General features: G+C 31.9%; 8 protein-coding genes. 5 read left to right on the top strand and 3 right to left on the bottom strand.

Annotated elements, in window-relative coordinates:
- Positions 1-147 precede the first annotated feature (147 nt).
- Positions 148-2907 (top strand): carboxypeptidase-like regulatory domain-containing protein, encoded by a 2760-nt coding sequence (locus ABHQ57_RS03245; RefSeq protein ID WP_167712814.1) that lies wholly within the window; start codon positions 148-150, stop codon positions 2905-2907.
- A gap of 12 nt (positions 2908-2919) precedes the next feature.
- On the top strand, positions 2920-4887 hold the full coding sequence (locus ABHQ57_RS03240) for a DUF5689 domain-containing protein (protein WP_167712812.1): 1968 nt from the start codon (positions 2920-2922) through the stop codon (positions 4885-4887).
- A 64-nt stretch (positions 4888-4951) separates the two neighbouring features.
- Here the strand turns inward: ABHQ57_RS03240 and ABHQ57_RS03235 are convergent, their stop codons facing one another.
- Positions 4952-7033: a M20/M25/M40 family metallo-hydrolase gene (locus tag ABHQ57_RS03235; protein WP_389862286.1), complete on the bottom strand. Its 2082-nt coding sequence runs from the start codon at positions 7031-7033 to the stop codon at positions 4952-4954.
- Between the two features lie 195 nt (positions 7034-7228).
- Between ABHQ57_RS03235 and ABHQ57_RS03230 the strand changes: the two genes are divergently transcribed.
- The 3 genes from ABHQ57_RS03230 to ABHQ57_RS03220 all read left to right on the top strand — a co-directional run bounded on the left by ABHQ57_RS03230 (position 7229) and on the right by ABHQ57_RS03220 (position 11919).
- Entirely contained in the window at positions 7229-8113 is an 885-nt protein-coding gene (locus tag ABHQ57_RS03230; RefSeq protein ID WP_073182224.1) for a metallophosphoesterase, read from the top strand.
- 269 nt (positions 8114-8382) lie between these two features.
- Positions 8383-9585 (top strand): porin, encoded by a 1203-nt coding sequence (locus ABHQ57_RS03225; protein WP_167712809.1) that lies wholly within the window; start codon positions 8383-8385, stop codon positions 9583-9585.
- Between the two features lie 72 nt (positions 9586-9657).
- Positions 9658-11919 (top strand): inorganic phosphate transporter, encoded by a 2262-nt coding sequence (locus ABHQ57_RS03220; RefSeq protein ID WP_167712808.1) that lies wholly within the window; start codon positions 9658-9660, stop codon positions 11917-11919.
- Between the two features lie 60 nt (positions 11920-11979).
- Here ABHQ57_RS03220 and ABHQ57_RS03215 read toward each other — a convergent pair whose 3' ends face one another.
- Both ABHQ57_RS03215 and ABHQ57_RS03210 read right to left on the bottom strand, forming a co-directional pair.
- A complete protein-coding gene (locus tag ABHQ57_RS03215) occupies positions 11980-12852 on the bottom strand; it encodes an acyl-CoA thioesterase II (protein WP_159610976.1) in 873 nt (290 codons plus the stop codon).
- 29 nt (positions 12853-12881) lie between these two features.
- Positions 12882-13850, bottom strand: a complete 969-nt coding sequence (locus ABHQ57_RS03210) for a peptidogalycan biosysnthesis protein (RefSeq protein WP_231128372.1) — start codon at positions 13848-13850, stop codon at positions 12882-12884.
- Positions 13851-13906 lie beyond the last annotated feature (56 nt).

Here is a 13906-nt window from a genome sequence, read left to right as displayed (position 1 = left end):
CCAAAATCTATAATTTACATAAAACCATTTTTAGTAACTTTAACTTAATATTAACACAATTAGAATTTTCGTAGTTTTGCCTCCCTTTCGCTTTATTTTTTAGCTATGGGAAACAAATGTATTTAAATATTTTACAAACAATCATTTATGAAAAATTTTACGATAACAATGTTATTGCTTTTTTCAGGTTTATTTGGCTTGAATGCACAGAACATTGTAAAGGGGATTGTAATGAACGGCGATTCTGAAAATCCTATGCAAGGTGTTTCTGTAAGTATAAAAGAAGTAAGCGTCTCGAGTACTACAGACGCCAGCGGGGCTTTTACACTAAATGGTTTACCAAACGGAAGACAAATTGTAACGGTATCATTAAACGGGTATGAAACCCAAAATTTTCCAGTTGAACTATCTGGAAAAACAGTAAATTTAGGCACAATCTTTATGTATGAAGATTTATCTGAAGATCAAGATTTAAGCACCATCACTATTACAGATGATGAGTTAAATGATGATACTAGTGCTGCTGATAACATTTCTGGTTTACTACAAGCCTCTAGAGATGTATATTTACGTACTGCCGCTTTTGAATGGAGTGGCTCTTTTTACAGAGTACGTGGTTTAGATTCTGAAAACGGTAAAGTTTTGATTAATGGAATTGAAATGAACAAACTATACAACGGAAGACCTCAATGGAGTAACTGGGGAGGTTTAAACGATGTATTGCGTAACCAAGAGTTTAGTAATGGACTAACTCCTTCAAACTATGCTTTTGGTGGTGTTTTAGGTTCTACAAATATTAACACAAGAGCTTCTGAATATAGTGAAGGTGGACGTATTTCTTATGCTTCTTCTAATAGAAGTTACAACCACCGTCTAATGGCAACATATTCTTCAGGTTTATTAGCTAATGGATGGGCAATAACTGTTTCTGGTAGTAGAAGAGCTGGTAACGAAGGGTATGTTGATGGTACTTTTTACGATGCCAACTCCATCTTTTTGTCACTTGAAAAGCAAATTAACGATGCTCATAGCTTAAACTTAACTGTGATTGCTGCAGAGAACGAAAGAGGAAAATCTTCACCAAATACTCAAGAGGTTTTTGATATTAAAGGAATTCGTTATAACTCATATTGGGGAAAACAAGGAGACAAAAACAGAAACTCAAGAGTTAAGAGATTATACGAACCAATTGTTATGTTGAACCACTATTGGAACCTTTCTGAAAACACTACATTAAACACTAATATTGGTTTTCAGTTTGGAGAAATAGGTAACAGTCGTTTAGATTATAACGGTGCTAACAATCCTGATCCTACGTATTACAGAAAGTTACCAAGCTGGTATTTATCAGATCCTAATGGACCAGATTATGAAAATGCATACAAATCATTAACTGGTTTCCAAAATGATGGACAAATTGATTGGGATGAATTGTATATTGGAAACGAAGGTAGTCCAGAAAATGCTCGTGTAATTTTATATGAAGATAGAAACGATGATCAGCAATTAACAGCTAATATGATTTTATCTTCAGAGTTAAATGAAAATATTACACTAACTGCAAGTGGTGAGTATAGAAAGTTAAAGTCTGAAAACTTTGCTTCTCCAATAGACATGCTTGGAGCTGTAGGTTATTTAGATGTAAATACTTTTGGTGATAATTTTAACCAACAACAAAGCAATCTTTTAACTCCTAATAGAACAATTGGACTAGGAGACCGCTTTAAATACAACTATATCTTCAATTCTGAAGTATATGGCGGTTTTGCTCAGTTACAGTTCAAATACAACAAAGTTGATTTTTATATAGCAGGACAAGCGAACAATACTACACACCAAAGAGAAGGTTTATTCCAAAACGGATACTTTCCAACTAACTCTTACGGAAAATCAGATAAGTTAGATTTCTTTAACTACGGTGCTAAAGGAGGATTAACCTATAAAATTTCTGGTCGTCACTTAATTGATGTAAACGGAGGTTATATTACAAAAGCACCTTCTCTGCGTAACTCTTTTGCCAACTCAAGAGCTAACAATGTTACAGTTGCTGATGTTGCTGAATTAAATAGTGAAAAAATATTATCTGGAGATGTTAGCTATGTTTTTAGAAGCCCTTTAATTACTTCAAGAGTTACAGGTTACTATACAGATATTAAAGATGCTACTGAAATTTCATTCTTCTTTGCTGATGGTATTGGAGGAGATACTTCGGCATTTATTCAAGAAATCTTAACTGGTATAGATAAAAGACATTTTGGTGTTGAGTTTGGGATTGAAGCGCAAGTTACTCCTACAATTAAATTAAAAGGGGCTGCAAACATTGGTCAGTACACCTATAATAATAACCCAAATCTTGTAATTACTACCGAAAACGCTAATACAGAAGGTTTCGTTGATGGTAAAAGAGATATGGGACCTGCTTCTCTTAAAAATTATAAACTTGCTGCTGGACCTCATAAGGCTTACTCTTTTGGTTTTGAATATAGAGACCCAGATTATTGGTTTGTTAGTGTTACAGCAAACTATATGGATGAAGCTTATGTAGATGTTTCTCCTATTAGAAGAACTGCTAATTTTATAAGTGATGCAGACGGAGCTGCTTTTGCAGATTACGACCCAGTGTTAGCTAGACAATTATTAACTCAAGAGCAATTTGATGATTATATAGTTGTAAATGCCATCGGGGGAAAATCATGGAAAGTAGGCGATGGTAAATACATTGGTTTATTTGCTAGTGTTAGTAACTTATTCAACGAAGAATATAAAACAGGTGGTTTCGAGCAAGGAAGAAATGCAAATTATCACCAATTACGCGACGATAACGCTAACGGGACACCAACCTTTGGAAATAAATACTGGTACGGTAGGGGTACTACTTATTTCTTAAACTTAAATTATAGATTCTAAAAAACACTCAAAATGAAAAAAATAAATTTATACAAGATTTTTGCAATACTTTTTATTGCAATTTCTGCTTCATGTGTTGACAATAATGATTTTGAATTACCAACTATTGGACCAGACAAACAGTACGAAAACTTAAAGTCTTTAGACGAAGTCATAGCACAATATAACGGTAATATAGTTGAATTTAATGACGACACCACTGTCTTTGGTTATGTTGTTTCTGACGACAGAGAAGGAAATTTCTATAAAGAATTAGTTATTCAAGACAAGCCTGAAAATCCCACAGTAGGAGTTGTAATTAAAATTGATGATGCTAACTTAGGTGCTAGATATAATATAGGAAGAAAAATATATGTAAAACTAAAAGGTTTAGCCTTAAGCAAACCATATTCAGCTTTTGAAATAGGTATCAAAGGTACTGGTAATCATACTGATAGAATAAGCGCTAACGATTATATAAGTAAAATAGATAGGTCTTCTGAAATCGTTGATATTATACCAACTACTTTAACAATTGGTGAGTTAACTAAAAATCAAATCAATACCTTAGTTAAAATTGAAAACCTACAATCTGAAACAAAAGGATTACAGTATGCTTACCCTGAAGACAATAGTTATATTACAAGAACCATGACTTCTTGTGAAACTTTTGAAAAAATTGATATTTCAACAAGTAAATTTGTTAGCTTCAAAGAATACTATATCCCTGATAACAAAGGTAGCATTACTGCTATTTTAGATGAATTTGCTGGTAACTATCAATTAATTCTTAGAAACACTAATGATATTAACTTTACTGATGAATATGGTTGTAATGCACCTCCTATTGACGCTACTTTAAATGAAGTTAAAGCCTTTTATAAAGGTAGTGGAGAAGCAACAATTACAAAAAACTTAAAAATAAAAGTAGTTATTACTTCTGATTTAGCTGCTGGTAACTTACACCCCTTAAGTGCATTTGCTCAAGATGCTACTGCTGGTATTGCTTTACGTTTTAGTGGAGATCATAACTTAAACTTAGGAGACGAAGTAGAAATCGCTGTTGGAGGAACTAAACTAAGTGAATATAACGATTTATTACAATTAAACATTACTCCTTCTAGTATTATTAAATCTACAGCAGGTACTTTACCAACCCCTGAAACTATCACTTTCGCTCAGGCTTTAACTGGTGATTACGAAAGTAAATTAGTACAAATTAATGGAGTACAGTTTAAAGACAATACCAAAATTTATAATGGAAATAACGAGTTAATCACTGAATGTGATGGTACTCCTTTAACCACTTATGTTAGAAAAGAGGCAACTTTTGCTAACAATAATGTAAATGATAAAAAAGGGGCTATAACAGGTATTATGACTGTTTTTGAAGGTACTCCTCAAATCTATTTAAGAAACGAAACTGATCTTAATTTTACAGAAGACTATGTTACATGTGGAGGTACTACTACTAATGCTATTTTCTTTTCAGAATTAGCAGACCCTAACAATAATGCTAATGCTAGATTTATAGAGTTATATAATTCTGGAACAGATCCAATAGACTTAACAGGTTGGACAATTAGAAGATATACAAATGATGCTACTTCATCAACATCTTCAATTGACTTATCTGGTAAAACCATAGCTGGAACTAGTACTTTTGTAATTGCCAAAAATGCTGCAGAACTCTCAAGTATATATGGTGTTACTGCTGACATGGAGTCTACTTCTGCAGCAGCAGATTCTAACGGAGACGACCAATTAGAGCTAGTAGATCCAAGCGGAACTGTAATCGATATCTTTGGAGTTATTGGGGAAGATGGATCTGGTACAAATCACGAATTTGAAGATGGTAGAGCTTACCGCAAAGCTTCAGTAACACAAGGAAACCCAACATATACATTTGCAGAATGGGATATTTGGAATGACACAGGAGATGCAGGTACTACAAATGCACCTCAAGATGCCCCTGGTGCTTTTACACCTGGAGTGAGATAATCCCTTTTTTGATAAAAAAAGCCCAAGGTTAAAACCTTGGGCTTTTTTTATTTTCCTTTTAAAATTACTTTTTAACTAATTGTTTAGTATACATTTTTCCTGTGTCTTCTAAAGACACAAAATAAATTCCTGCTGATAATTTTGAAACATCTACATTATTACTCATAGAGTTCACTTTTACTTTTTTAAGTAACCTTCCATTTGCATTATAAATAACAACTTCTCTATTTTTCCACAACTCATTATTTACTTGTAAAACTATAGAATTTCCTTCAATAGGGTTAGGTGAAAAGACAATTACATCTTTATCATTTACTAAAACTTGCCTTACATTTAAATTATCGGTTTTAGCACTACCACAATTTCCTATATTATTCCATCCATTTGAAGTTCTCTCATACAAAACATTAAAATAAACAACCTTATCACCAACCTGATAGTTTTGGGAAGAATCATATTGAGGCACACCATCACAAATATTTGTACTTGTTCCTCCATCTCCTTCTACAATATTTATAGTATAATCTTCAACCTCACCATAATCAAATGAACCACAAGAAGCAGGAGTATTATTGTATCGCATTGACACTCTCATTCTTGTGACACCTAATTTTGCAGTAGTAGGTACAGTAAAGCTTCCATTAACTGAATTATCAGTAGAAGCACTTTTAACCCACACTTGCTCTCCGTTATCTTCAAAATCAGAATCCTGATTATAATCAATCCAAACAGTATATCCTTCTTTATAAACTGTACCTGTCCATTTAGGAGTAATAGTAATTGTATTAGAGCTACCTCGTTCTAAATCAGTAGAAATACTAGTAAAATCTTGATATCCATTTGTAGCTCCTGAATTATTATTAATTGCCCCAAGTGTTACATTCTGAATATATTCATCATTTACATTATTTCCTTTTGATTCACAATACGTTGGTACACTAACGCTTCCTTTACTTTTAGCTACTTCAATTAAGTACTCTAAACCAAGTTTCGCAAATTTTGCCGCATGCGTAGCATTTGCAGTTGGAAATCGGTCAGACGTATCGTTCACTGTATGAATATATGGACTCGAACCATTAAATGAAGCTTCAAAAGGAAAAGCTGCATCATACCCTTGTTGTGCCCAACTATAATGATCTGAACAACCATAATTACATCGTGTATAATCGTAAGTAAATTGATGACTTCCTGAAGCATTGTAATGATCCATAAGGCTAGCTAAAAAAGCATTAAGGGTACTACTATTATAACTATCATCAGAAATATAAACATCCTTTGGTGACCCTTTGTAATTCGTCATATCAAACTGCACATACGACAACACATTAACATTTCTATTTTTATAATCCTGAGCAATTTCTTTTGAACCTCTTAAGCCAACTTCTTCGGCAGCAAATGCCATAAACTCTATAGTTCTTTTTGGTTCAAAATTCATTTCAAAAAGTACTCTTGCCATTTCAGTAATCGTAGCAATACCAGAAGCATTATCATCAGCACCAGGAGCATTCGTTTCTCTTTCTGGACTAACAGAATCAATATGACCACCTATTATTACGTATTCATTTGGAAGATCACTTCCTTGAATAGTCATAACAACCGAAGGCATTGTGGTACTATTGTGATTAACTATTCTCACACTAACATCAGACCTGCCACTAGCCATGGTTTCCCATTTCTGTTTTAAATCCAGAACAGCATCTTTTGCCTTTTGTGTAGTATGATATCTAGTACCATAGTTTTCAAGCTCTACTATTTGATTCGCAATATTTGTATTATTCACCAAACCCAAACTTTGATTTACAAGTTGGTCTTCACTAATAGTGTAAGAAGCTCTTTTATAATGCGATTTTTTACTTTGTAGCTTCTGAATTGTTTGTAAAGCATCTTTTTCAGAAGACTCATAAATAAACCCAGGACCATGAGTTAAAATCATATGGTGTAACTTTTCTGCCGCATAATCACTTAACTTAACAGCACTGAAGCCATTAGCAGAGGAAATAATTTTAATATCAGAAGGAGCAACTTCTTGCAGTTTTAAGGCGTCTTTAGTTTCAATGGTACCATAAAACATCTTTTTTTGGCTGTAAATAGTAGAAAAACTAAGGCACAGCAATAGTAGCGAAAGTAGAAAATACTTTTTTTTCATTTTTGAAGGGTATTAATATTAATTTAAAATTTTACGTAAGTTATTAAAAATTAACATCATATAACAAAAATTATTTTTTTTAATTATCTTTTAGTTATAAACTTAATTCTAAAATTTATTCATTCTATCGCTCAACCAGTTTTGCAGTATATTCCTTTTTTTGCATCTTTATATACACACAAATTTTTGCTACAAATGTTTTCAAAACATAGGATAACCAAAGCTTTTAAGAAAGCAAAAGAACTACCTTTAAACAAGGATTCTAAATACATTTTATTTTCTGATTGCCATAGAGGTGATAACAGTTTTGCTGATGATTTTGCTCACAATCGAAAAATATATCACTATGCATTATCTCAATATTTACAAAAAGAATTTACTTATATAGAATTAGGAGATGGTGATGAGCTTTGGGAAAATAAATTTGCAAATATTTTCAATGCAAATAAAAACATCTACTTATTACTTCAAAAGTTTCATCAACAAAACAAACTACATTTTATTTGGGGGAATCATGATATGAATTACAGAAAACCTAAAAACGTTGCTAAAAACTTTAACTCTTATTACGATACCATTGACGGAAAAAAGAAAGAATTAATGCCCAATGCTTCCTTTTCAGAAGCAATTAAATTGATACAAGAAAATGGGAAATCTATTTTTTTACTTCACGGTCATCAAGCAGATTGGTTTAACTATACTTTTTGGAAATTAAGTAGGTTTTTAGTTCGTTTACTATGGCGACCACTACAAATACATGGAATTAAAGACCCTACAAGTCCCGCTCAAAACTTTAAAGAGCTCATAAAGGTAGAGAAACGTTTGGAAAAATGGATTAAAAACAATAATAACCAAATGATTGTTACAGGACACACACACCGTCCTCGATTTCCATCAGAAAACGAGCTTCCACATTTTAACGATGGTAGTTGTGTACACCCAAGATGCATTACTGGTTTAGAAATTGAAAACAATGAAATAACTCTTATTAAATGGCATGTAATTACTAATAAAGATGGTACCATGCAGATAACAAGAACAGTTCTTGAAGGACCTAAAAAAATAACTAACTACATTTAAAACCTTAACTCTTTCTTAACTTCAGGTGTTACATCATATAACAATTTATTAAATTACACTTAATATTTACATTAAAAAAGAGAAATACTTTTGAATTACCTCTAACTTGAGGTGTATGGTCAATATAAATTTATTAGTTTTTGTCGACTATTTATTTGACTTACCATATACTGCCTTGAAAACAAGGCAGTTTTTTTAATATTTGCTTAACTTTAAGTTAACATTAGGGTTAGTAATTTGTCTCGACAAAAACTAATAAATTATCCTTAATGTATTACAAAAAAATACTTACAGCTGTAAGTATATTTATGTTGGCGCATATATATGCACAACAAGGAAAAGACTCAAAATTTGGTAATGGCTTATTTAATATCATAGGGAAAGATAGTACTTGGTCTATGAAAATGAGTGCCAGAATGCAATTCTTAGCAACTGCCGAATGGGATTCTAACAAAGATGGTTTATACAACCCAACATCTTCAATGTTAGTAAGAAGAGCTCGTTTAAAACTTAAAGGGTTTGCTTTTTCCCCTAAATTAAAATACAAAATGGAGCTTGGGTTATCTAATAGAGATATTAGTGGCGCTTCTGAACATACAGGAAACGCACCAAGATATATTTTAGATGCTGTTATAAAGTGGAATTTCTTTCAAAATTTTGAATTATGGTTTGGGCAAACCAAACTACCTGGCAACCGCGAGCGTATTATTTCTTCAGGTGATATGCAATTAGTAGATCGCTCTCTATTAAACAGCCGTTTTAATATTGATAGAGATATGGGGGTACAATTAAAACACCATTTTAATTTATCTGACAAGTTTATTGTAAAAGAAGCACTAGCCTTTTCTCAAGGTGAAGGAAGAAATGTTACTGTAGGCAACCTAGGAGGACATCAATATACTGCTCATTTGGGTTTTTTACCTTTTGGGGAATTTGAAGGTAAAGGAGATTATATTGGTGGAGATTTAAAAAGAGAACAAACACCTAAACTTGCTATTGGTATGAGTTACGACTTTAATAACAATGCCGTAAAAACTAGAAGTAACCAAGGTACTTATATGGTTAATGACGAAGGATACTATCAAACAAACATATCAACCTTTTTTATGGATGCTATGTTCAAGTATAAAGGATTCTCTTTTATGGGAGAATATTCATACCGAGACGCCGAAGATCCTTTCGCAAAAAACTCAGACGGCACACTTACTGGAGAAATTGTACAAGTAGGAAGTGGTTTAAACCTTCAATCAGGATATTTGTTTTCTAAAAACTGGGAAATATCTGGTCGTTTTACTAATATTTCTTTAGATAAAAAAATCACAGGAAAAGGAACTGAAAATCAATATACAATAGGATTATCAAAGTATATTGTTGGTCATAAATTAAAAGTACAAACCGACATTAGTTACTTAGATATAGCGACAGCTACTAATCAATTAATGTATAGATTACAGGTAGACATACACCTTTAAATGATAACATAAACATAACATGAGAGCATTCTTGTGTAACTAAATTTGCAAAACTTAATTAAAAACTAAAAAATGGGAGATCCATATATTTTGATGCTAGTCGCTTTGGCTGTTTTAGCTATTGTAGACTTGGTTGTTGGAGTTAGTAACGATGCTGTAAACTTTTTAAATTCAGCAATCGGTTCTAAAGCAATTAAAGTAAGAAATATTATGATAATTGCGAGTGTTGGAGTATTTTTTGGAGCAGTTACTTCAAGCGGAATGATGGAAGTTGCGCGTAAGGGGATATTTAATCCTAACATGTTTATGTTTCAAGACATCATGTTTATTTTTATGGCAGTTATGATTACTGATATTTTACTATTAGATATCTTTAATTCATTGGGTATGCCTACATCAACTACTGTTTCTATTGTATTTGAATTATTAGGAGCCGCAGTTTGCATTTCGTTAATTAAAATATCTGCTAATGATTCACACTCAATTTCTGATATATGGAATTATATAAATCATAAAAAAGCAGTTCAAATTATAAATGGTATACTACTCTCTGTTGTAGTAGCATTTTCTGTTGGTGCTATAGTACAGTTTTTTTCTCGTTTAATTTATTCATTTAACTTTGAGAAAAGACCTACCTATATCAACTCTTTATTTGGTGGTTTTGCTATTACTGCAATTACTTATTTCATAATTATAAAAGGGATGAAAGGAACACCTTTTTATAGTGATGTTAAACATTTAATTGAAGGAAATACATTGCTCATTATTACTGGAAGCTTTATTTTTTGGAGTGTAATATCTCATATATTAATACAGTTTTTAAAAGTTAATATTTTAAAATTAATTATTGGTATTGGTACTTTCTCTTTAGCTATGGCTTTCTCTGGTAACGATTTAGTAAACTTTATTGGTGTACCAATTGCTGCTTGGAACTCATACCAAGCTTGGGAAGTATCTGGTGTTGCTCCTGATGCTTTTTCTATGGGGATTTTAGCTAAAAAAGTACCTTCTAACGTATGGTTATTATTGTTAGCTGGAGCTATTATGGTGGTTACTTTGTGGACTTCTAGTAAAGCGAGAAATGTTATTAAAACTGGTATCGATTTATCACGTCAAGGAGATGGGCATGAAAAGTTTCAACCAAATCCATTATCAAGAATTGTAGTACGAAGTGCTATGGGAATTAATGCGGTTGTTAGTTTTATTGTACCTAAGAAAACTTTAAACTTTATAGATTCTAAGTTTCAAAAACCTGTAATTGAATTACCTAAAGACAAAACCTATGAAATGCCTGCTTTCGATTTAGTAAGAGCATCTGTAAACTTAATTGTTGCTGGTATTTTAATTTCTATTGCAACCTCTATGAAGTTACCTTTATCAACTACTTATGTAACGTTTATGGTAGCAATGGGTACTTCTTTAGCTGATAGAGCTTGGGGGCGTGAAAGTGCCGTTTATAGAGTTGCTGGTGTAATTAATGTTATTGGAGGATGGTTCTTAACAGCCATTACAGCTTTCTTAACTGCAGCTTTAGTAGCTTATTTAATTAGCTGGGATATGGTAATGATTCCTGTATTGTTATTGGTGGTTGCTCTTTTAATTGCAAGAAACACATTACAACACAGAAAAAAATCTAAAGAAGAAAAGAAACAAGTACATATGGAAAGAGCAGAATTAATCACTATTAACGGAGTGATTGAAGAAAGCTCAGATCATATTGCTGGTGTTGCTCATCGTATTAACAAATTATACTCAAGCGTTGTAAAAGATCTTGCTACTCACGATTTAATAAAATTACGTAAAACTGATAAGCACGTTACTAAGTTAAACGATGAAATCGATAACTTAAAAGACGGAGTTTTCTATTTTATTAAGTCGTTAGACGATACTTCAGTACAAGCAAGTAGGTTTTATATTTTAATTTTAGGGTATTTGCAAGACGTTGCTCAGTCTATTAGTTATATATCTAGAGCTACTTATAAGCACGTTAACAACAATCACAAACACCTTAAAAAAGGGCAAATTAAAGATCTTAAGAGTATTGACAATACACTTTCTAAGTTATTAACTGATATTGGAGATACTTTTGAAAATAGAAGCTTTGATAATTTAGAGCATATTATTAATGAAAAGAAAGAATTATTAAAGGATGTATCTAAATCTATTGAAAAACAAGTAGATCGTATTAGAACAGACGAAACAAGTCCAAAAAATACTACATTATACTTTAGTATTTTAATAGAGACACAAGATTTAGTTTCTGGATTAATGAGTTTACTAGAAACCTACGAAGAGTTTCATATTAGTACAAAATCAGCAGAAATAGAAGCTTAATCAAACAAAAGCCGAGGGATTACCTCGGCTTTTTTATTTCTCTATTTTTATAAACTATAATTATTCCTTCTTCTTCATGGGGCGCATTAAACCTTCTTGTGCTACCGAAGCAATCAGTTTACCTTCCCTTGTATAAATATTTCCACAAGCAAAACCTCTTGCACCATTAGTGTTTGGGCTTTCTACCGAGAACAACATCCAATCGTTAAAATCAAAATCGCGGTAAAACCACATCGAATGATCTAAACTTGCCATTTGTGTGTTTCCGAAATTAGCTACACTTGCATTTGGGTTTAAGCAAGCCGTTAAAATATTATAGTCTGATATATACGTTAATATTTGTTGTTTAATTCCTAACGATAAATCAGAAGCTTCTCCTTTTAATTTAAACCAAACATCTACTACTGGAGGTAAATCTTTTCGGTCTAACGGATTTACGATCTGCACTGGTTTAAAATCAATAGGTCGCTCAATACTTAAAAAATCTTTCATTTTCTTTGGTAAAAAAGCTCCAAATTGATCTAACATATCTGTCCAACTCAACAACTCTTCAGGTTGTTTTAAGTCTTTTTTTATAGGCATTTGATGCTCATATCCTTCTTCTTCTTTATGAAAAGAACAAGACAGTATAAAAATCGTTTTATCTTTTTGATGTGCTGTAACTCTACGTGTAGAGAAACTACCTCCATCACGAATAGTTTGCACATTGTAAGTTATAGGCAACTCTAAATTTCCTGCCTCTAAAAAATACGAGTGTAGCGAATGTAATATACGTTCTTTAGGTGTCGTTCTATACGCTGCATTTAGTGCTTGTGCTAATACTTGGCCTCCAAAAACATTTGGACTTCCTATATCTCTACTTACTCCATTAAAATTCCCTTCACCTAAATCGTCAAGGGTAAGTATATTTAATAATTCTTGTGTGTTTTTCATTTGTTAATACAGTAAAAAGGGTTAATTCTTTATACTTGTTTTGTTTTAAAAGGCTTTATTAACCTAAATTCTGTTGGTTGAATTCTGTTCAAAAATAAGCTTAAAATACGATTTGGAATGCTTTTTCTATGCCGTAAATAAATTGTTAAGTCCTGTGGTGTTGCTCCTACTGAACTTTTTATTTCGCTAGCTGTTCTTCCAAAATTTATCGTTTTTATATTATAGTCTATACCCAATAATATATAATCATATAGCATTCGTTGGTAAATAGCATAGGTTTTATTTACGGTATAATCAATTCCTACAAAATGGGCATCTAATGAGTTTTTATTTTTTATTCCTGACAAAAACCCAACTAACTTGGTTCCTAACCAATATACTTTAATAACATAGTTATCTTTTAAATTTTCTTTTAAAGATATATACGTTTCTATATTAAAATACCCTAAATTAAAGCTTGCCTTGTTTGATACATTTTTATACAATGACGTCACACTTGGCAATAATTGTTTCAAAACATCAATACTTACTTCTTCCGTTCGTAAGTCTTTACTCTTCTGTAACGCTTTTTTTGCTTTTACTCTATACTTTGTTTTTAATGCTGCTAAATAATCATCAAAAGTATTCCAATTATCATCTAACGTTAACATCATATTTGGATCTACATTAAACGAATTATATCCTACACTATGTAATGCATCGGTAATAAAAAGCGATTCGTTTACAAAATCTTTCAACATAAAAGCATCAATTGTTTCTTTTGAAATGTCTTTTTCAAAGGCTACAATAGCTTTAGCTAGCTGTTTTACAATTCGCTTTTTATCTTTATTTGGTTTAATAAATATTCCGTGCTCTCCACTTACAAAAGTATTACCGCATGTAAGTATTTTAAATGGTTTTTGAGGAGACAACAAATGTAGTTTCCTCCCTATACATCGTATCCATTCTACAACCGATTGTAAATTATTTTGAACACTTTCTAAATAAAAATCTACCAATTGAATAGTAGCAAAGGCTATTGCTTCTTTGTTTTCATCAAATAATAAAATATAAG

Source organism: Tenacibaculum sp. ZH5_bin.1 (genome assembly GCF_042865525.1).
Taxonomy (GTDB): domain Bacteria; phylum Bacteroidota; class Bacteroidia; order Flavobacteriales; family Flavobacteriaceae; genus Polaribacter; species Polaribacter mesophilus.
Note: the sequence above shows the minus strand (reverse complement) of the source record. Positions and strands in the feature narration are given on the sequence as shown.

What these genes read in the sequence shown, in the direction of transcription:
- ABHQ57_RS03245 (WP_167712814.1), top strand. Translation starts at nt 148, where the DNA reads ATGAAAAATTTTACGATAACAATGTTATTGCTTTTTTCAGGTTTATTT.
- ABHQ57_RS03235 (WP_389862286.1), bottom strand. Translation starts at nt 7,033, where the DNA reads ATGAAAAAAAAGTATTTTCTACTTTCGCTACTATTGCTGTGCCTTAGT.
- ABHQ57_RS03225 (WP_167712809.1), top strand. Translation starts at nt 8,383, where the DNA reads ATGTATTACAAAAAAATACTTACAGCTGTAAGTATATTTATGTTGGCG.
- ABHQ57_RS03240 (WP_167712812.1), top strand. Translation starts at nt 2,920, where the DNA reads ATGAAAAAAATAAATTTATACAAGATTTTTGCAATACTTTTTATTGCA.
- ABHQ57_RS03215 (WP_159610976.1), bottom strand. Translation starts at nt 12,852, where the DNA reads ATGAAAAACACACAAGAATTATTAAATATACTTACCCTTGACGATTTA.
- ABHQ57_RS03220 (WP_167712808.1), top strand. Translation starts at nt 9,658, where the DNA reads ATGGGAGATCCATATATTTTGATGCTAGTCGCTTTGGCTGTTTTAGCT.
- ABHQ57_RS03230 (WP_073182224.1), top strand. Translation starts at nt 7,229, where the DNA reads ATGTTTTCAAAACATAGGATAACCAAAGCTTTTAAGAAAGCAAAAGAA.